The sequence below is a fragment of the Parahaliea mediterranea genome, assembly GCF_003402235.1.
Lineage (GTDB): Bacteria > Pseudomonadota > Gammaproteobacteria > Pseudomonadales > Halieaceae > Parahaliea > Parahaliea mediterranea.
The window spans coordinates 1289102-1309432 of sequence record NZ_QEWO01000001.1 but is presented as its reverse complement, the minus strand read 5'-3'; the positions used below and the strand labels follow the sequence as shown (position 1 = coordinate 1309432).

At 64.0% G+C, this 20331-nt stretch carries 15 protein-coding genes; 5 read left to right on the top strand and 10 right to left on the bottom strand.

The window, feature by feature from the left end; genetic code table 11:
* On the top strand, positions 1-636 hold a 636-nt coding region (gene msrA / locus DDZ17_RS05515), incomplete at its 5' end, for a peptide-methionine (S)-S-oxide reductase MsrA (protein ID WP_116364993.1).
* A 52-nt stretch (positions 637-688) separates the two neighbouring features.
* Here the strand turns inward: msrA and DDZ17_RS05510 are convergent.
* From DDZ17_RS05510 to DDZ17_RS05490, 5 genes are all read right to left on the bottom strand, one after another.
* Positions 689-3835: an HD domain-containing phosphohydrolase gene (locus DDZ17_RS05510; protein ID WP_116364892.1), complete on the bottom strand. Its 3147-nt coding sequence runs from the start codon at positions 3833-3835 to the stop codon at positions 689-691.
* The gene (locus DDZ17_RS05505) at positions 3835-5235 is read right to left on the bottom strand and encodes a carbohydrate porin (protein WP_116364891.1); all 1401 of its coding nucleotides are present in this window, start codon (positions 5233-5235) and stop codon (positions 3835-3837) included. The genes DDZ17_RS05510 and DDZ17_RS05505 overlap by 1 nt, the downstream gene beginning before the upstream one ends.
* Positions 5225-8350 carry an HD domain-containing phosphohydrolase gene (locus DDZ17_RS05500; RefSeq protein WP_206613445.1) on the bottom strand — a complete coding sequence of 1042 codons (3126 nt, stop codon included), beginning with the start codon at positions 8348-8350 and terminating at the stop codon, positions 5225-5227. Before DDZ17_RS05500 ends, DDZ17_RS05505 begins: the two co-directional genes overlap by 11 nt.
* Before the next feature lie 262 nt (positions 8351-8612).
* Complete coding sequence (locus tag DDZ17_RS05495) at positions 8613-10952, bottom strand: Ig-like domain-containing protein (protein ID WP_116364889.1); 2340 nt, start codon at positions 10950-10952, stop codon at positions 8613-8615.
* Between the two features lie 264 nt (positions 10953-11216).
* The gene (locus DDZ17_RS05490) at positions 11217-12440 is read right to left on the bottom strand and encodes an Nramp family divalent metal transporter (RefSeq protein ID WP_116364992.1); all 1224 of its coding nucleotides are present in this window, start codon (positions 12438-12440) and stop codon (positions 11217-11219) included.
* 135 nt (positions 12441-12575) lie between these two features.
* Here DDZ17_RS05490 and DDZ17_RS05485 point away from each other — a divergent pair, with 135 nt between their 5' ends.
* Genes DDZ17_RS05485 through DDZ17_RS05470 form a run of 4 tightly spaced genes read left to right on the top strand, consistent with a single transcriptional unit; the run spans position 12576 to position 15166 of the window.
* Positions 12576-13436, top strand: a complete 861-nt coding sequence (locus DDZ17_RS05485; protein ID WP_116364888.1) for a glycosyltransferase — start codon at positions 12576-12578, stop codon at positions 13434-13436.
* 50 nt (positions 13437-13486) lie between these two features.
* Positions 13487-14251: a hypothetical protein gene (locus DDZ17_RS22255; protein WP_157976466.1), complete on the top strand. Its 765-nt coding sequence runs from the start codon at positions 13487-13489 to the stop codon at positions 14249-14251.
* Positions 14248-14751 carry a ribosomal protein S18-alanine N-acetyltransferase gene (gene rimI, locus DDZ17_RS22250; RefSeq protein WP_157976465.1) on the top strand — a complete coding sequence of 168 codons (504 nt, stop codon included), beginning with the start codon at positions 14248-14250 and terminating at the stop codon, positions 14749-14751. Before DDZ17_RS22255 ends, rimI begins: the two co-directional genes overlap by 4 nt.
* Before the next feature lie 13 nt (positions 14752-14764).
* Complete coding sequence (locus DDZ17_RS05470; protein WP_116364885.1) at positions 14765-15166, top strand: hypothetical protein; 402 nt, start codon at positions 14765-14767, stop codon at positions 15164-15166.
* A gap of 74 nt (positions 15167-15240) precedes the next feature.
* Here DDZ17_RS05470 and DDZ17_RS05465 read toward each other — a convergent pair whose 3' ends face one another.
* Genes DDZ17_RS05465 through rsxB form a run of 5 tightly spaced genes read right to left on the bottom strand, consistent with a single transcriptional unit; the run spans position 15241 to position 20318 of the window.
* Entirely contained in the window at positions 15241-15954 is a 714-nt protein-coding gene (locus DDZ17_RS05465; RefSeq protein ID WP_116364884.1) for an electron transport complex subunit E, read from the bottom strand.
* Entirely contained in the window at positions 15954-16616 is a 663-nt protein-coding gene (gene rsxG, locus DDZ17_RS05460) for an electron transport complex subunit RsxG (RefSeq protein ID WP_116364883.1), read from the bottom strand. Before rsxG ends, DDZ17_RS05465 begins: the two co-directional genes overlap by 1 nt.
* The gene (rsxD, locus tag DDZ17_RS05455; protein ID WP_116364882.1) at positions 16616-17659 is read right to left on the bottom strand and encodes an electron transport complex subunit RsxD; all 1044 of its coding nucleotides are present in this window, start codon (positions 17657-17659) and stop codon (positions 16616-16618) included. Before rsxD ends, rsxG begins: the two co-directional genes overlap by 1 nt.
* Positions 17659-19710 (bottom strand): electron transport complex subunit RsxC, encoded by a 2052-nt coding sequence (rsxC, locus tag DDZ17_RS05450; RefSeq protein WP_116364881.1) that lies wholly within the window; start codon positions 19708-19710, stop codon positions 17659-17661. Before rsxC ends, rsxD begins: the two co-directional genes overlap by 1 nt.
* A complete protein-coding gene (rsxB, locus tag DDZ17_RS05445; protein WP_116364880.1) occupies positions 19707-20318 on the bottom strand; it encodes an electron transport complex subunit RsxB in 612 nt (203 codons plus the stop codon). The genes rsxC and rsxB overlap by 4 nt, the downstream gene beginning before the upstream one ends.
* Between the last annotated feature and the right edge of the window lie 13 nt (positions 20319-20331).

Here is a 20331-nt window from a genome sequence, read left to right as displayed (position 1 = left end):
GCATTACCCAGCCGAGGGACGATGCAGCTTGGGATATCCCGGATTCTGCCGGTTTCCCAACACGTCCGGAACGACACAATCCGGAATGAAACCCACCGCGGTTTACGGATTATTAAGCGAGACAACAACGAGTGGCAGAAGAGGGGGAGTGCAGCGATGAAAACAGCCTATTTTGCCGGCGGTTGCTTCTGGGGTGTGGAGCACCTGATGCGGCAACAAGATGGTGTGCTGGATGTGGTGTCAGGGTACATGGGCGGGCACCAGGACAACCCGAGCTATCGCGAGGTCTGCAATAAAACGACGGGCCACCTGGAGGCGGTGGAGGTCAGCTATGATCCTGAACGGGTGGATTATGAAACGCTGGCCAAGCTGTTTTTTGAGATTCATGACCCGACCCAGATGGATGGTCAGGGCCCGGACTTGGGCGAGCAGTATGCCTCTGCCGTTTTTGTTGATGGCGACGAAGAGCGCGCGACGATTGAAAAGTTGATCGGCATTCTCCAGGGCAAGGGGCTGAAGGTGGCGACCAAGGTGCTGCCGCTTTGCCGTTTCTGGAAGGCCGAGGAGTACCACCAGAATTACTATGCGAAGACCGGCAAGGAACCCTACTGCCACTTTCATACACCAAGGTTCTAGGGCCGAGGTGCCAGCTCTAAAGCCCTAACCCCAGGGATAAAGGCCCTGGGTTCTAGGCATTGCGCAGATAGCGGGATGTTTCCACCGTATCGATTTGCTCGGTGGGCAGGTAGCGTTTTGCGTATTCCAGGTAGACTTTTTTGCGGATGAACAACTCGAAGCTGTCGCGGTCGATGTGGTTGTCCTCCACCATCTTGTGCAGGATGTCGATGGCCACGCTCACCGGCTTGGCCTTTTTGTAGGGCCGGTCGGCGGCGGTCAGGGCCTCGAACACATCGGCTACCGCCAGCAGCCGCTCGGGCACGCTCAGCTCGGAGCCGGGTAGCCTGCGCGGGTAGCCGGTACCCTTCATGGTTTCGTGGTGGGTGGAGGCATAGCGCGGTACGTTCTTCAGCTCGTCCGGGAAGGGCAGGCTCTCCAGCATCTTGATGGTGCTGATCATGTGCTCGTTGATCTTGAAGCGATCCTCCGCCGTCAAGGTGCCGCGGGAGATGGACAGGTTGTAGATTTCCCCCAGGTTGTACAGGTGCTCGGGCACATCCATGCGAATGCCGTATTCGGGGGGATACTGGGTGCTGCGCTGGTGGTGGATGATGTGCTCCGGGCGGTCCGCCAGCAGCGGCTCGGTGGCCGGCAGCGGGGGGCAGTGCAGGGGCTGGCGCTGCTCTTCCACCGGGGACAGGCCAAGGCGGTTGTCGAAGTGGCGCTGCCAGGTGATGCCGGCAATCTGGCGCAGGCGGGCCTGGGCCTCATCGCCCAGGAATTCACCGCCCACGTTGCATTCGGCAACAAAGCGGAAGTCATCCAGCAACTGCTGCTGGGCGGCTGCCAGTGCGCTGCGGTGGGCAGGCTCCTGGGCGGGGGCGTCCAGGCAGGCCTTTAAGTAAGTGATTTCGGCATCGCGCCACAGCACTTCAAAACGGGTGCGCACTTCGTGAATGCGGTTGTAGATGGTCTCCAGTTTGCTGCCCTTGTCCACCACGTGTTCCGGGGTGGTGATTTTGCCGCAGTCGTGGAGCCAGGCGGCGATGCGAAATTCCCGCCACTGCTCCTGGGAGTCGAGTTTGAAGTCGGCAAAGGCGGGCATTTGAGAGTCGGAGGCATGGCGGGCCAGCATCAGGGCCAGTTCTGGCACCCGTTCACAGTGGCCGCCGGTGTAGGGTGATTTATCGTCGATGGCCTGGGCGATAAGGCGGATGAAGGCATCCATCAGCTCCCGCTGGGCCGCTTCGTGGGCCTGGATGGCCTGCACCATGCTGTACATCGAGTCCGAAAGCTCGTCGATTTCCTTAATGCGAGAGGGGTAGTGCACGACATCGTCATACTGCCGCCGGCGCACTTTTTCGTTCTCCCTGGCCAGGTGTTTGATGGGCTCGACAATCGGTGCGGCAAAAACCCAGGAGAAGGGCAGTAACAGCAGCAGCATGATCCCGGTCAGCAGCATCGAGAGCCAGACCTTCTCGTTGTAGGGGGCAAAAACCGCCTGTCGGGGCACCAGCACGCCGAGGTACCAGCGGCTGTTCTCAAGGCTGAGCAGGGGCTCGACGTAGGTAAAATACGGGGTGTTTCGATAGTTGGCCGGCAGCAATCGGGCCTGCTGGCTGGCGTCGTTTGCCGCGGAAACCATAAGGTCCAGCGGGACAGTGCCGGCTTCGGTGTTTTCCGTCTGGTGGCTGGCATCGGTCAGCCACTTGGCGGCCAGGGCCTGACGCTGCGCGGGACCAATGGCGGCAATGGCACGGCTTAGCAGCCGCTCCAGTTGCCGCTGTCCGGGTTGCACCAGCATCGACATCTGATCGGGCACCGGATGGCCACTAAAATCCAGGTTGCTGTGGTACTTAAGCCCGCTGATGTAATAGTGGCTTTGGACGTAGCGGAGAATGGGTTCGTTATCCAGCGTCGCGAACACATCCCCATCACGCACCCGGCGCAGGGAATCCGCCGGGCTGTCGGTATCGACGATCACGATGTCCGGGAAGTGCTCGCGCACCATGCTGGCCACCGCCCAGCCCTTGGGGATGGCTATCCGCTTGCCCGCCAGCGCTGCCAGGGATGCTACCGGTGGTTTGTCGGAGGTGGTGACCAGTGCCAGGGGCAACTGGATAAAGCTGTCCACCACTTCACCCCACTGTCGGTTCTGCGCGGTAATGCCGATGGGCTGGAGAATATCCAGGGCGCCTTCGCGAAATTCGTTGACCAGTGACGGCCAGGTCATGCCATTCACAAAATTAAATTGCAGGCCGGTCATGGCGCTGATCAGCTCGATGACATCAATCGCGTAACCCCGGGGCTCGCCAAGCACTGCGTAGTCGATGGGGGGCCAGTCCATTTCGTTGGAGACGCTCAGCGGGGGCAGCCGCTCAACCAGGCTTTGCTCTTCGGCACTGAGTGCGAAGGCCGGCACGGGGATGTTGGCCAGGTTGTCCTGATGGCGCAGGGATGAGGCGATCAGGGCTCCCTGCCTGTCGTAGAGGTACAGCTCGCTGCCTGTTGGCAGATCCTGCTGCTGCAGGCTGTCGGACACTGCGGCCAGGGTGCGGTCGATGGCCACCACCACCTGGCTGTCGGCCACGCGCGCTGAGGTGGTCTGCCCCGGGGCGCCCAGGTGGGCAAACAGGTAGGGGGCGCTGTGGTAGGCCCCGGGGCTGGCCAGCGCCTGGCGGTACCAGTCGCGGTTGCGGGCGTCGTAATCTGTGGCCTCTGCGCGGGTAGCGCGTACCTGCCAGTGTTCATCGAGGTAGGTGAAGTGCCGTTGCCGTGCGGCGCCATTGCCGCGGATTTCAATCACCACCCAGCGGTCGCTGACGGTCGCCAGCAGATTATCGCGGGTGTTGGCGCTGTGATTCAGGTTGACCAGTTCCAGCAGACTGCCGTCTTCCCTGCCAATGTACAGTCCATACAGGCCGTTGGCGTGCTGGAGTGTGCGCCGGAACAGCTGCAGTTGTTCCTCGTGGCCATTGGCCTGTAGCAGTTTGGCGTTATTCGCTAGCAGGCGAATCATGGAATCTGTGCGCTCAAGGGTTGCGTTGAGTTCCAGTGCGATGCTGTTGGCGCTGGTGGTATAGAGGTTGGTGGCAGCTGAGCGTGCGAGGGATTGGCTGAAATAGTACTGCAGGCCAAGGGCAATACCTGCGGTGATGAGGGTGGCCAGCACAAATATGGTGACCACCGCAACGCGGATGGGGATACGAAAAGCCATCAATAGTAGTAGCCGAGGTTGATATTGAAGCGGTAGTCCCAGCGGTTGTTGCCGGATATGCCAAAGTCATTGACGGTATCGATGCGGGTGTAGTCGTCACCCCGATTGCCAATAAAGTAGTTGCCGCTGGAATAGGCCAGCTCGCTGTAGATGTACCAGCCCCCGCGCGCCAAGGCGGCGCCAATGACCGCCAATTGGCTGTCGTTGAAGCGCTCTTCATCCTTCACAATGCTGCTCCATTCTAGGTAGGGGCGAATTGAGTCCAGCCACGCAATGCCCGGTGTGCGCATTTTGTAGCTGATGGACACGGCGGGCACCCAGGCTTTGGCGGCCACTGGCCAGGCAAAGTCGTAGGCGCCCATGGGAATCAGCGTGTCACTCTGCCAGGGGTTGTCTGCGCTGATATGGTATTCGTAGCGGCTTGTTTGCAGGCCAATGGTGAGGTCGCCGATATTCTGTACCAGGTGCAGCGACGCCGCCCAGTGCTCGCCGTCATCTACGCCGGTGCCTTCCAGGCCGCCGTACTGCAGCGATGCCCCCAACGCCGTATCCCCAAGGCTGGAGCGAAGATAGCGGATGAGACGCAGGTTGTACTGGTCGCTTTCCCGAAAGCCATTGCGCGGCCCACCGAAATTGACATTGCCCTCGCTGTCGATGCTTTCGCGCCAGCGCACGACGTCGTACCCATAACGGGTGCTGTCTGCACTGCGGCCGGAAAAGCTCGGTTCGTTGTGCACGTAGTAGGCGGCATCGAAGGCGTAATTGTTACCGGCATAGCTGTACTTCAGGCCGAGGTCCGGGTCGTCGGCAAGGCCCACGTAGTAGTGCTGGTCGAAGAAGTAGCTTTGGCTGATGCCGTAGGGGCCGGCCCCGAACGGCACCCGATTCACGCCCGCTTCCACATGGCTTTGCGGCGACAGACGGTAGCCGAGCCAGCCCGTGTGCAGGAAGTTGTAGTTCTGGCCGCTGCCGGCGGGATACCAGCGGTACTCCAACTGGCCAATGAATGGCCCCTGTTCAAGGGCCATGTTGATGCGGAAGGTGTCCAGTTCGATATTGCCGCCATGGCCAGCGCGGCTGGGGCCGTTATCATAGCCTTCATAACTGCCGTAAACGTAGTTCACGCGCAGGGCGCCGCCAATGGTGAGAGGGCCGATGGCAAACCCGGCGTTGGCTTCGCGATTGCGCTGCAGTTCCGCGCGCAGCACATCGGATTCCTCCCGGGCCAGGCTTTCGGCATGCCGGGCGGCCTGTAAATCCTGCTCCGCCGCGCTAAGGCGCGCCTGCAGGTCGGCAACGCGAGCCTCCAGTTCGCTGATGCTCTGTGCCTGCAGTGGGCCCGGCAGGCCGTAGCAGGCTACAAGGCTAGCGAGCGTGACTGAGCGCAGGTTATGGCGCACGACGCAGGTATCGTGTGCGGTCCACCTCGTCAATCTGCTCCGGCGCCAGATAGCGCCGTGCATATTCCAGGTAGACTTTTTTGCGGATGAACAACTCGAAGCTGTCGCGGTCGATGTGGTTGTCCTCCACCATCTTGTGCAGGATGTCGATGGCCACGCTCACCGGCTTGGCCTTTTTGTAGGGCCGGTCGGCGGCGGTCAGGGCCTCGAACACATCGGCTACCGCCAGCAGCCGCTCGGGCACGCTCAGCTCGGAGCCGGGTAGCCTGCGCGGGTAGCCGGTACCCTTCATGGTTTCGTGGTGGGTGGAGGCATAGCGCGGTACGTTCTTCAGCTCGTCCGGGAAGGGCAGGCTCTCCAGCATCTTGATGGTGCTGATCATGTGCTCGTTGATCTTGAAGCGATCCTCCGCCGTCAAGGTGCCGCGGGAGATGGACAGGTTGTAGATTTCCCCCAGGTTGTACAGGTGCTCGGGCACATCCATGCGAATGCCGTATTCGGGGGGATACTGGGTGCTGCGCTGGTGGTGGATGATGTGCTCCGGGCGGTCCGCCAGCAGCGGCTCGGTGGCCGGCAGCGGGGGGCAGTGCAGGGGCTGGCGCTGCTCTTCCACCGGGGACAGGCCAAGGCGGTTGTCGAAGTGGCGCTGCCAGGTGATGCCGGCAATCTGGCGCAGGCGGGCCTGGGCCTCATCGCCCAGGAATTCACCGCCCACGTTGCATTCGGCAACAAAGCGGAAGTCATCCAGCAACTGCTGCTGGGCGGCTGCCAGTGCGCTGCGGTGGGCAGGCTCCTGGGCGGGGGCGTCCAGGCAGGCCTTTAAGTAAGTGATTTCGGCATCGCGCCACAGCACTTCAAAACGGGTGCGCACTTCGTGAATGCGGTTGTAGATGGTCTCCAGTTTGCTGCCCTTGTCCACCACGTGTTCCGGGGTGGTGATTTTGCCGCAGTCGTGGAGCCAGGCGGCGATGCGAAATTCCCGCCACTGCTCCTGGGAGTCGAGTTTGAAGTCGGCAAAGGCGGGCATTTGAGAGTCGGAGGCATGGCGGGCCAGCATCAGGGCCAGTTCTGGCACCCGTTCACAGTGGCCGCCGGTGTAGGGTGATTTATCGTCGATGGCCTGGGCGATAAGGCGGATGAAGGCATCCATCAGCTCCCGCTGGGCCGCTTCGTGGGCCTGGATGGCCTGCACCATGCTGTACATCGAGTCCGAAAGCTCGTCGATTTCCCGAACGCGGGAGGGGAGCCGGTTTACGGCATCATAGTGTCGCAGGCGAATTTTGTCGTTTTCCAGCGCCAACTGGCGAATTGGGTGAACGATGGGTGAAGCAAACGCCCAACACATCGGCAACAGCAGAATGAACAGTCCGCCGGTGATGATCGCAGACAGCTTCACCTTTTCCAGGAATGGGTCAATGATGGCGGCCTGCCGTACCAGTACCCCGAAATAGAACTGGTCACTGCCAGCTGCCACCGACGGCGACACAAACAGGAAATGGGGCTCGCCCTCGTGCATCACTTCGCGCAGGGTGTCGAACAGGTGGGGAGACTGGATGAGGGAGATCATCGTTTCCATGGGCACCGCCCCGGCGCTGGCATTATTGCTGCCGCCGGAATAGTCCAGCCAGCGGTGATTGAGTTCTTCGCGCTGGGCTTGGGTAATGCCGGCAATGGCGCGGTTGAGCAGGGGCAGGGCCGGGGCCAGGCGCTGGCTGGCGAGCATGTGCAGGCTGTCGGGCACGGGACCGGCGCCAAGTCCGATGTTGCTGTGGTACTGCAGCCCGCTCAGGAAGTAGTGCTGTTCGATGTAGCGCAGGATGGCCTCGTTATCGAGTGCTGCGTCCACGTCGCCGTTGCGCACCAGGCGCATGGCCGCCAGGGTACTGGAGGTTTCTACAATGCCGATCTGGGGAAAGCGTTCGCGCACGATGGGAATCACCGACCAGCCGGCGGGAATGGCCAGCTGCCGGCCGGCAAGCTCAGATAGGCTGCCAATGGGCTTTTGCCCCTGGGTCGTCACAATGGCGTAGGGCAGGGTGAAGTAGGCGTCGGAGGCCTCGCCCCACTGGGCGTTGTCGCCCGTCAGCAACACTGAATGCAGCAGGTCGATACGCCCCTCGCGAAACCGCTCCACCAGTTCCGACCAGGTGTAGCCATTGACGAACTGAATGCTCAGCCCCAACTCGTCTGCCACCAGCTGAACAAGGTCGATGGAATAGCCACGGGGTTGCCCGGTCAGGGCGTAGTCAAAGGGCGGCCAGTCCATCTCGTTGGACACGGTGATGGGCGAGAGGGATTTGAGCAGGGCACGCTCCTCCCGGTTTAGCGTCAGTTGGCCCCGGGCGGCCAGCGCGTTTTGTGCCTGCGGGCGGGCTGAGGTGCCCATCACCGTGCCGTCGGCGCGGTATATATAAATGTCGCCAAAGGCGGAGATCTTCTGCTGTCGCAGCCAGTTGGAGAAGGACTCCAGGGTGAAGTCCAGGGCGATCACGGTGTCGCTGTTGCCCACCCGCCGCGACACGGTGCGCCCGGGCACACCAAGCTGGGAGAACAGGTACACGTCGGTGCGGTGCAGTGCCCCCTGGTTTTCCATGGCCTTGAGGTACCAGTTGCGGGTGCTGGGGTCATAGTTCGCCGGCTCGCTACGGCGTACCCGTTCGGCCAGCTCGGTATTGAGGTAGTGGTAGCTGCGCGAAGCGCCCTCTGCTCCCTGTGTAACCTTGATCAGCAGCCAGCGGTCGTCGGGTACGGCCCGGTGAATACGGCGCAGGTCGGGCTGTGCTTCAAGGTTCACCAGCTCCACAAAATGACCGTCGCCGCGGCCGATGTAGATGCCATAGAGCAGCGGGTTGGCAATGAGGGCCTGGGCAAACGCCTGCAACATACGCGCTTCGTCATTGCCGGTGAGCAGGGTGTCATTTTCCGCCAGCAGGTTGAGGGCAGTGGCATTGCCGATGGAAAAGTTCATCTGCTCCGTCATTAAGGTGCCGGAGGCGAGGGTGAACAACTCGGTGGTGGCTTCGCGAGCCAGTTGGCGGCCAAAGTAGTACTGCAGGCCGATGGCCAGGGCAGCGGTCAGCAACGTGGCCAAGATGAAAATCAGTACCACGGTCATCCGGATCGTGATCCTGATACTACCCAGCCTGAGTTCCATTTGAGCTCCGGAGAAGATTCCGAGGGGATTGGGTAACTAAAGCAGATTTTGCGGGAAAGTCACGCTGCTATTACCTGTTCGTAATATTTATCTGCGGAAGTGTCGGCCAGGCCCGAATCGACCAGCTGTTGTGGTGCTGGAGCAGCCCCGATAAAAAAGGCCACGTGGAATGCACGTGGCCTTTGGCGAGGGCCTGCCCGGTAAGTGAGGAGGCCCTGGCGTGTTAGCAGCTTGGGTTGTTCGGGTCCGCCGGCGCGGGCTGCGGCGCGTCGTTGTCCCAGCCGCAGGTGTACAGCACGGACTCCGCGGCGCCGCTATTGGCGGGTGACAGGGTCACCCGCAGGGTGTCGGTGCCGGACTCCCGTGCACAGCCCTGGGGGGTTTGCGAGCCGTCGTTGTCGCCGCTGCTGGTCAGTACACCGAAGGATGCGCCAAATGCGCCTACGCCAGTGGTGTTGGTCACCGTGAAGGAGTCTTTGGAGACCTGGCAGCGCCCATCGGTAGAGGCGATGGTCACCGTGGAGCCGGCCGGCGGGCGGCCGTTGAACAGATCTGAAATGTAGACCTGGTAGCTGCTGCCTTCGACCGTGCCCTGCTGCACCGCAGAACCCCGTGCCAGCTGGAACTGCCAGCCATCGAAGGTATCGCCAGCGGACAGTATCAGTACGACATCATCGTAAACGTTCAGCAGGGTGCGGCTACACCACACGCCGTCTCCTTCAGGAGGGCAAAGCAGACCGTTGTACAGGGCCGGGTTGGCGTTGCTGTTGTAGCTGCCATCGCTGTTGAAATCCACAAAGGTTTCTTCCGAGCCGGAGAGGCACTGCAGCGAATCGGGGTTGGGGCAGCCGGACAGGGCGGGGGTGTAGAAGCCGTCTTCATTGTGGTCGATGAAGGCCTCTGGCAGGTTGGCGAACAGGTCGCGCTCTTCTTCGTCCATCACGCCATTGCCGTTGCGATCGACAAAGGACTCCTCGCCCACCGCCGTAACAAGCACGGTGGAGCGCCCGCCGCGGACATTGCCCAGGTCATCCGGACAGGGACCGTAGGCGCCGCCCAGGCTGGGGCAGCGGGTGTTGCTGATGGTTTTGATCGCATCCTGCGCATCGGGCAGGGTGGGCACACGCGGTTCGCCGCTGGTCCAGAGCACGTCGCACTGGCCTTCCGGGGGCGGGGTGGCGCCGCCGCAGGCGGGTATCGACGCGGCCCGCTCGCCGTTGCGCTCGCCGGTAACGCACGATGGATCGATCGTGCCGTACTCAGTGGTAAAGATCGCGCTGGTGCCGTTGGGTACGGGGTTGTTGAATTTGTCGGCCATGCGCACGGTCAGGCAGCGTTGAACGCCGTCCATGGAGAAGCCGTTCTCCACCACAAAACTGCCTTCCACCGACAGGCTGATGGAGTTCTGGTCGGGCAGGCCGGTACTCACGGTCAGAATATCGGACACGGTCGAGAGGGTCTGGCCGCTGCCATCGCCCGCCAGTACCGAGGCAATCACTCGCACCACCGTGGAGACATCACCGGAGAACAGGGTGACCTGCACCAGGCCTTCGTCGTCGCTGGTGTCGGAACTGGGGGACAGCGCCAGGCCGCCCACGGCGGTGCTGAGGGAGAAGTTGACATCGACGTTGGGCAGCGGGTTGTTGCTGGAATCAATCACCTGAAAGGTGACAGTGGAGGATTCCTGCCGGCTGCTGCCGCCGCCGGTGCCTTTTAGCACGATCAGGTTGGGTTCGGCGCTGACGAAGGTCAGGCTGTTGGCGCGGGGGGAGCCAATATTCAGGGTGGTAAATGCCTGGCCCTGGCCGCTGTTAATGGTGGCGGTGATCTCGTCGGCGCCGGCGCAGTCGATGGCGGTAAAGGTGGTGGATACGCTGCCGGTGGTGGTTTCCAGGGGGCTGGCCGGTTCGAGGGTGGCTTTGCCGGTGGCCAGGCAGTTGCTGCGCAGGGTGATCACTTCAGGGCTGGTGGCGCGCTGGCCGGCTTCGTCCACAATGTCCACAAAGACTTCCGCCGAGCCGCGATAGACCAGGTCGGAACCCGGGTGCACGCCGATTTCGTTTTCGATGAACAGGCCGTTGCTGTCAAAGTGGCCCAGCCGCAGTCCGGCGGCGCCCACCTGGTAGTTCAGGGTCTGGGTGGTAGTTGTACCGTCGTCATTGGTAACGCTGGCGGTGATGGTGCCGGCGCCGGTTTCCCCTTCGGCCTGCAGGCTGAACACAGCGTAACCTTCTGCATCGGTGAGGGCGGTTGCCTGGTCGAGCACGCCGATGCTGGCCTCGGCGGATACCACCGCATCGGTAATCACCGCCCCGTTCGGACCCTTGCGAGTAACCCTGGCTTTCAGGGTGGCGGGCATGGAGGTGGTCACGGTATTGGTGCTGTTGCCGTCGGCGTCTTCTAGGCCCAGGGCCAGGAAGTAGGCATCGTCGGAGCCATTGTCAGGGATGAAACCGCCGCCGCCATCGCCACCGCCGCCACCCCCACCGCAGGCGGTGAGCAATGTGGCAATGGCAAGCAGTGCCGAAACACGGCTGAAGAAACTGGCATAGCGAGTAATCATTATCTTCCCCTTGCGCCCGCTGTTATTGAGCTCTTATGGCGTCCTGATGATCAAAACCGGCCCGCCGACCCTAAACGGCCGGGCCTGTAGCCCCGTGATATTGCCGCCACAGATTAACATGGATATCCCATAAAAACGCGATGGATAACATGGCGATACGGACTTTTTGTGATTTTCTTCCGAAAGCCCGGAAGGGCGCTGTGGCAGGTTCGAAAGCGGCCCGGGGATGAGCGGGAACCAGCCGGGCCGCTACCGGCCCGGGCGCTACACCAACCCGGCTACGCCCAGCAGCTTGACGGCCCCAAGGCCAAAGGCCACCGCCACCACCAGCGCCCCCAGCAGGTTGGCCAGCGGCCCATTGGTGAATTCGCCCAGCAGCTTGCGCTGGTTCATTACCACCAGCAGGAAGACCGCTACAATCGGCAGCAGGAAGCCATTGGCCACCTGGGCAAACAGGATGGCAGCCAGGGGTTTGCTGCCGAAGGCGGCAAAGGCGGTGCCGGTGGCCAGCACCAGCAGGCACACCAGGCGAAAGCCGGTGGCGTTCAGCTCGTTGCGCCAGCCCAGGGCGCCGCATACCGCAAAGGCCGCCGCCAGGGGCGCAGTTATGGCGCTGGTCAGGCCCCCGGCAAACAGCCCCGCGGCAAACACGTAGCGCGCCCAGGTGCCCAGCAGTGGTTCCAGTTGCAGGGCGAGCGACTCGCTGGTGTAGGCGGCGCCAGTGCCAAAAAAGGCCACCGCGGCGGTGCTCAGGATGGCCAGGGTGATCAGGCCGCCAACACCGATGGACAGGCCCGTGTCCCAGCGGGCTTCACGCAATGCCTGACCGGTGGGCAGGCTGGCCGGCCACTTCTCGCGCACCGCGTTGGCGTGCAAAAACAGGTTGTATGGCACAACGGTGGTGCCCACCAGGGCGATCACCGTCATGATGGAGCCCGGCGGCAGGGTCGGCTTCAGCATGCCTTCGAGCATGGCGGCCGGTGCCGGGGCCACCTTCCAGGCGGTGAGTAAAAACACTGCGCTCATCAACAGCACCAGCACAATCAGGGCGGATTCCAGCACCCGGTAACGGCCGCTGTATAAAAGGGCGGCCGCCGCCAGGCCAATTACCACGGCCCACAGGCCGTTGCCGGCGGGGCTCACCAGGGCCAGGGCCAGGGCTGCGCCGGCGATATTGCCGGCTTCATAGGCGGCATTGCCAAAGCCAACGGCAGCGACAACCAAAAGCACCGCTGCCCGGCCCAGAATGGGGCTGTGGAAGTAACTGCGCAGAGCCTCGGCCAGCCCGGCCCGGGTCACCAGGCCCAGGCGTGCCGCCATCTCCTGCAGCACGATGGTGGCAAACAGGGAAAACAGCAGGGCCCACAGCAGGGCAAAGCCAAAATGGGCGCCGGCGCTGCTGGCAGTGGTGATGGTGCCGGGCCCGATAAAAGCGGCGGTCACCAGTAGCCCGGGGCCGAATTTGCGCAGGAAGCCGTTTGTAGCCATGAAAATGCCAATCGGGTGAAAACCGTGCGCCGATAGTAGCATCCTTGCTGCTGCCAGCGCCTGTTGCTGACCGCGCCTTTCGTGCGCCGCGGCTATGCACGCCGCGCCGTTACTTGGCCGGGGTGACCTGCTACCATGCGCGCCATGCCGACGCCCGCCAATCCCGCTGCTCCTTCAGTTCTTACGGTGTCTCTGGTGTTGTACCAGAGCGACGTTGCATTGCTAGCAGCGACCCTGGCCAGCCTGGAGCAGGCGGTGGCGCAGGCCGGCGCCAGTGGGGTGCTGGCTACGCCGGTGACGGTGACGGTGGTGGACAACGCCTCGCCGGCAGGCTATCGCCAGCAGGTTGAGCCGCTGCTGGCGCGCGACCCGGCCCTGCTGCAGTGCCAATGGCAGCAGGCCTCGGCGAACCTGGGCTTTGGCGCGGGCCATAACCGTGTGCTGGATGGGCTCGACAGTGACTGCCACCTGATTCTCAACCCCGATGTGGAGCTGGCCTCGGACGCCCTGCAGCAGGCGCTGGCGGCGCTGTATGCGGCCCCGGAAATTGCGCTGATGGCCCCGGCGGTCAGGGGCAGCGACGGGGGCATTGAATTTTTGTGCAAACGCTATCCCTCCCTGCTGGTGTTGCTGGCGCGTGCCAGCGGCCAGGCCTGGCTGCACCGCCTGCTACGGCGCAGCGTGGCCAACTACGAAATGCGCGAGCTGGCCCAGGCCCGGGAATTGCTGGACGTGCCGTTGGTCAGCGGCTGCTGCATGGTGCTGCGTACACAGGCGTTGCAGTCGGTAGGCGGCTTTGACGAACGCTTCTTTATGTACTTCGAAGACTTCGACCTTTCCATCCGTGTGGCTGGGCTGGGGCGAGTGGTGTTCAACCCGGCCATGCGCATCGTTCACCACGGCGGCTATGCTGCCAGCAAGGGGTGGCGGCATATCCGGCTGTTTTGCCGCTCGGCGGCGACCTTCTTTAACCGCTACGGCTGGCGCCTGCTGTAGGGCGGGCAACAAAAACTGGTAGACTGGCGCTTTACGCCAGCAGCCGGACCATGCAGCAAGCCCACATCATTCGCCAGCAGGCCTATCTCGATGCACTCGGCATTGCCTGCCACGTCTCGCGCCGTGATCTGCCGGGGGCGGCGCCAAGCCAGCGCCAGGTGGTGCAGGTGGCCGCGCCGGTGGCGCATGGCTCCCTGGCTGGCCAGAGGGCTGAGCCGGCGGTGCCGGCATCCGGCGACGTGGCCGCCAGACTGCGCCCCGGGGCGCCTTCGGCGATACCAGAGGCCATCACCGAAGCCTTCAAAGACAAACCCGATACCGGCCGCCGGCAACCAGATCCCGTCGACAGCCAGCCCGAGCCACGGCCAGCGCCGGCGTCGCCAGTGGTGCGCTTTACCCTGTGCGCGGCGGTGGCGGGCCACTGGCTATGGCTGGAGGCGCTGCCGCGCGCCGTGCTGGCGCGGGATCAGGTGCAGCTTATACAGGCGATGGCACAGGCGCTCGGCGCGCCGGGCGCGCCCCAGGTTGCCCAGTTCGACTGGCCGCCGCACAACAACCACCAGCTGGATTTGGGCGAAGCGGCGGCGCGCGCCGCGCTGCATTCGTTTCTGGAGCGCCAGGTGGCCGAGCGCGGCTGTCGCGCCCTGATTGTGCTGGGCGAGGGCGCACTGGCCCACCTGGGCGAAGCTCGCCCTGCCGGGGCAGACTGCGTGATTGCGCCGGCCAGCACCGCCGACATGCTGGCCGACCCTACCCTCAAGCCTCGCGTCTGGGAAGCTATTCGCCCGCTGCGCCGGGTGACACCGGCGCAATGACCGTGCAGCTGCGCCGGGCCCTGCCCGCCGATGTGCCGGCGATGGCGGCCATCGACGCCGCGGTGTCGCCCTCGCCCTGGTCGGCCGCCCAGTTTCTTGATGCCCTGCAGGCTGGTGCCCGCGGTGAGTTCGCCTGGGTGGCAGAGGCCGATGGGGCCGTGCAGGGTTTTGTGATCTGCCAGCGCATTCTCGATGAACTGAATATCCATAACGTGGCGGTGGCGCCGGTGGCTCAGCGTCGCGGCCTTGCCCGCTGCCTGCTGCAACGGGTGCTGGACGATGAGCATCCGCCGCCCCGGTGCTGCCTGCTGGAAGTGCGGGCCTCCAATGTGGCCGCGCTGGCCCTGTACCGGGGCCTTGGCTTTAGCGAAGATGGTCGCCGGCGAGATTATTACCCGACTGCGAACGGCCGCGAAGACGCGGTGCTGATGTCGCTGCAATTGTCGTCAGAACTGTCGCCACAACTTTCGCCACAACTTTCACCACAACCGTCGTCATAACCAGGAGCAGAACGTGAACGTGCTTGAAACCGAATGGTGGAGCCTGTTGATTCCCCCGGAGTGGTGGGCCGAGGCCGAGGATGACACCATTCTGGTGGGGGATCTCGATGACGTTGGCTGTATTGAAATCAGCACCCTGCACAAGGAAGCCGGTGCCTTTGAGGCGGCGGAAGTGGCGGGTATTGCGCGCGCGGAAAGCCCCGACGCCGGCGAGTGGCGCAGCGTCACCCGGGGCGACTTCAGCGGCGTGCACTGCGCCTTTGTGGAAGAGGGTGCGGCGGTGCGCGAATGGTACCTGGCCAGCGGGGCCATGCTGCTGTTTATTACCTACAGCTGCGACGAAGAGAACCGCGGCATGGACGATGCCGCGGTGGATGAGATTCTGGATACGCTGCTTGTATTGAACCGGGACTGAGCTGCTCGGCCACCCCCAGCGGCCCCGGGGAAGGCAAACCCTCCAGCGCGCGACCGGAGGTGCCCATCGCGCTGCTAGGAAATGGTCCCGGTAACCCGCACCCGCTTGGAGCCTTTCACCGGTTTGTCTTTCAGGGCGTCCTGGCGGCGCTTGATCTGGCTGTCGATCAGGTTTTTGCCGGCAATGATCAGCCCGGTGAAGATAAAGGCCCCGGGCGGCAGAATGGCCAGCAGGAAGGCCTGGTAGTCCTCAACCAATACCCACTGCCAGCTGGCGGCCGATGGCCCGAACAGCAGGTCCATGTTGGCGAACAGGGCGCCGGTGCCCAGCAGTTCCCGCAGCGCGCCCAGCAGCACCAGAATGACGCCAAAGCCCAGGCCCATCATCAGCCCGTCGCACATGGCCAGGGGCAGGGGGTTCTTGCTGGCGTAGGCGTCGGCGCGGCCGAGGATCACGCAGTTGGTGGTGATCAGCGGCAGGAAAATCCCCAGAATCTGGTACAGCTCGTAGGTGAACGCCTGCATCAGCAGCTCAATGCAGGTGACTGCGGCGGCGATGATCATCACAAACACCGGCAGGCGCACCGCATCGGAAACCACGTTGCGAATCAGTGACACCGCCGTGTTGGAGCACAGCAGCACCAGCGTTGTGGCGGCGGCGAGCCCGAGGGCGTTGACCACGCTGCCGGTGACGGCCAGCAGCGGGCACAGGCCCAGCAGTTGCACAATGGCCGGGTTGTTCTTCCACAGGCCATTGAGGCTGAGTTCGCGATAGTCAGAAGCGGCCATTACTCGGCTCCCTGATCGTGGCTGTGTGCGGCGCTGCCCTCGGCGGCGCCGGCATCGGCAAACAGGCTGTCGTGATGGGCGCGGGCGTACTCCAGCGCGCCTTTGGTGGCGGCCACCACCGCCCGCGGGGTAATGGTAGCACCGGTGAACTGGTCGAAGGCGCCGCCGTCCTTTTTCACCGCCCAGTTCTCGGCGGCCGGCTTCTCGAGCGAGCGGCCGTTAAAGCCAAGTACCCAGTCGGATTTGTTCAGCTCAACCTTGTCGCCAAGCCCCGGCGTTTCGCGGTGGTTGAGTACCCGCACCCCGGCCACGCTGCCGTCGCGGTTGACGCCCACAATCAGCTCGATGGCGCCGGAGTAGCCGTCCGGTGCGGTGGCGGGCAGGATGATGGCCACCGCCTCGCGCCCCTGGCGGGCGATGTAGGCGGGCTTGCCCTGTTTCAGCCCCAGCGCGCCGGCGGCGATGGTGACGGTGTCGTCGAGCATGTTGTTGTCGTGGCGCTCGTCGGGCACGATTTCCAGCAGGGCCTTTTCCTCTGCCTGGCGCTGGGCGGCGGTGATGCGGTCCCGGGTGGCGAGGTAGGTGCCGGCAATCAGCACCGTAGTCACCACGGCGAACAGCCCCAGCAACAGGCTGTTGCGGCTGATGGACTGGCCCAGCATCAGCCTTCCTCCCGCTTTTGCACTTTGCGGTGGCCGTAGGTGCGCGGCTGGGTGAAGTGGTCGATGAAGGGAGCGGCAAAGTTCATGATCAGCACCGAAAAGGCAACGGCGTCGGGGTAATTGCCCCACACCCGGATCAGGTACACCAGCAGGCCGGCCAGGGCGCCATAGACCAGTCGCCCGCGCACTGATACAGCTGAGGTGACCGGGTCGGTGACAATGAAGAATGCGCCGAACATGGTGGCCCCGCTCAGCAGGTGAAACAGGGGCGAGCCACCGCTGGCGGAACTGCCGCCGTCGTAGAACAGCGCTGCCATCAGCGCCAGCACGGCCAGAAAGGCCAGCGGCGCGTGCCAGGTGAAGATGCGGCGGTACAGCAGCCACAGGCCGCCCGCGAGAAAGGCGATGTTGGCCCACTCCCAGCCGATACCGGCCCAGCGCCCGAAGACCGGCTCGCTCGCCCACAGGTGTTCGATCAGTAGGCTGTTGTTCTGCTTGAGCACATCCAGCGGTGTGGCGGCGGTAACGCCGTCAAAGGTGGCGGGGCTAAAGCAGGCCCGCAGTGCCTCCAGCACGCCGGGCACGCCCGCCGCCTCGCCCACGCCGAGGGGGGCCTGCCAGGTGGTCATCTGCACCGGGAAGGAAATCAGCAGCACCACATAGCCCACCATGGCCGGGTTGAAGGGGTTGTAGCCCAGCCCGCCGTACAGGTGCTTGGCCAACAGAATGGCCGATGCCATGCCCACACCGATCAGCCACCAGGGGGAATAGGGGGGCAGGGCGATGCCCAGCAGCACGGCGGTCACCAGGGCACTGCAGTCGCGCAGGTAAAAGCCAAGCTCGCGGCCGCGCAGGGCCAGGGCCAAGCTCTCGAAGACCAGTGCCAGCAGGGCGGCCCACAGGATGTTGACCAGGGTGCCAAAACCGAAGAAGTGGGTAAGCACAATCACCCCGGGCACGGTGGCCAGCAGCACCTGCTGCATCACCTTCGGGGTGCTGGCGGGGCCGTGGGCGTGGGGGGAGGTAACGCGCAGCAGGGCCATCAGGAGTGCTCCGCCGCTGCGAGGTCGCTCTCAAGGGCGCTGATCTTCTCTTGCAGGCGCTCCACGGTGGCAGCCAGTGCCTCCACGATTTTCTCCTCTTCACCGGCTTCCCGGCTCTGGGCCAGGCGCTGCTCGGACTTGGCCAGTCGCTGGCGCAGGCTCTCGAGCTGCTTGCGGGCTTTTTCTTCGGGGCTCATGTCCGCTTCTGCTGCGCGGGCGGCGCGGGCCTTTTCAATCGCGGCCTCGGCGGCGCTCTTGGGTTTGTCGGCGGGCTCCACAGCAGGGGCAGCACCGGCCTGGCTCGCCAGATAATCGGCCAGCGCCTTCTCGGCCGCTTCGAGTTTGCTGCGGGTCTTGTCGACGCCGGCCTGCAGGGCGCCCACCAGGTCGGAGCCTTCGGCCCTGGCCTGCTCCAGTTTGGCGCTGGCGGTCGCCAGGCGCTTGCGGGTTGTGGCGACGGCCTTTTCCAGCGTGTCCAGTTCGCTCTCGCTGCCCGCCGCCTGCTGCTGGGCGGCTTTTTTCGCCTTGGCGCGTTCAATGGCGGCCTGGATGGGATCGGCATCTGCGGCGGCGCCACCGTCGCCGGCGCTGTCGCTGGCCGCCTGTTGGGAGCGCGCTTCCGCCGCTTTTTTGCGGGCGACGCGCTTGGCTTCTTTTTCGGCTTCTTCCCGCGCCAGGCGTTCCTGGCGGGCCTCGAAGCGAATGCGCGACTGTTCGGATTTTTCGTGGTCGCGGCGCTGCTGCAGGATGTCGGCCTTGGACGCCCGGTAGTACTGCACCAGCGGAATGTTGCTGGGGCAGGCCCAGGAACAGGCGCCGCACTCAATGCAGTCGAACAGGTTGTGCTCTTCGAGCTTGTCGTATTCCTTGCCCCGGGCAAACCAGAACAGTTGCTGGGGCAGCAGGCTGGCCGGGCAGGCCTCGGCGCACAAGCCACAGCGGATACAGGCCTGGGCCGGCGGCGGCGCGGGCAATTCACTGGCGCTGGGAGCCAGCAGGCAATTGGTGGTTTTCACCACCGGCACCGCGGTGTCTGTCAGGGTAAAGCCCATCATGGGGCCACCCATCACCAGGCGCTGGTTGCGCTGCGGGGCAAAGCCCGCCAGGTCCAGCAGGTGCTGCATCGGCGTACCCAGCAGCACGCGGAAGTTACCGGGCCGGGCCACTGCTTCGCCGGTCACGGTGGTGATGCGCGACAGCAGGGGGCGGCCGTGGATGATGGCATCCACCACCGCCACGGCGGTGCCGACGTTCTGGCACACCACGCCCACATCCGCCGGCAGGCCACCGCTGGGTACCTGGCGGCCGGTGAGAATCTCGATCAGCTGCTTTTCGCCACCGGAGGGGTACTTGGTGGGGAATACCACCACCTCGATACCGGTGCCCTCGGCGGCGGCCTTCAGGGCCCTGATGCCCTCGGGCTTGTTGTCCTCCACCCCGATCAGGGTGTCTTTGGGCCCCACGATATGGCGCAGAATTTCGGCGCCCGCCACGATGTCAGCCGCGTGCTCGCGCATTAGGGCGTCGTCGGCGGTGATATAGGGCTCGCACTCGGTGCCGTTGATGATCAGGGTATCGATGCTGGCGCCGGGCTTTTCCTTCAGTTTGACCGCCGAGGGGAAACCGGCCCCACCCATGCCGGCAATGCCTGCCTCGCGGATATGCTCCAGCAGGTCGGAGGGGCTTTCGCCCTCGTAGTTTTCCAGCCCGCGGTGGGGCAGCCATTCATCCAGGCCGTCGCAGTCAATGACAATACAGGGGGCATGGAAACCCGACGGGTGGGGAATGGCCCGCGCCTCGATGGCCACCACCGTGCCGGAGGTGGGGGCATGCTGGGGCACGCTGACAAAGCCCGCGGCCTCGGCGATCACCTGGCCCTTCAACACCCGCTCGCCAATGGCAACGATGGGGCTGGAGGGGGCGCCGATATGCTGGGACAGGGGCACCACCAGCTGCGCCGGAATGCCGGCATCGCGAATGGGCTCGCCCAGCGACTGGTGCTTGTTCTCCGGCGGGTGGATGCCGCCGTGAAAGTCGAAGATTTTTCTCATGCCGCGCGGTCCGCCGTCGCGTCGGTGGCAATAATGTCGACGTTGGCGCGGCCGAGTTCCGGCAGCTTCCAGTGCCAGGTCTGCAGGCTTTCTTGCTGGGGAATCATGTCAATGCAATCCACCGGGCAGGGTTCCACGCACAGGTCGCAGCCGGTGCATTCGCTGGCGATCACGGTGTGCATCTGTTTGGCGGCGCCGAGAATGGCATCCACCGGGCAGGCCTGGATGCACTTGGTGCAGCCAATGCACTCGTCTTCGCGGATGAAGGCCACCGCCTTTACTTTTTCTTCGCCGTGCTCTTCGTCCAGCGGAATGGCTTCCACGTCCAGCAAGTCCGCCAGGGCCTGGATGGTTGCCTCGCCACCGGGGGGGCACTTGTTGATGGCCTCGCCCTCGGCAATGGCCTCTGCATAGGGGCGACAGCCCGGGTGGCCGCACTGGCCGCACTGGGTCTGGGGCAGGATGGCGTTAATCTGGTCGGCGATCGGGTCGCCCTCGGTCTTGAAGCGCACGGCGGCAAAACCGAGCACGGCGCCAAACACCAGCCCCAGGCCCACCAGGGCAAACAGGGCGGCCAGCAGGGGGTACTGTGCGATCAACTCAAACATGCTTCGCTTTCAA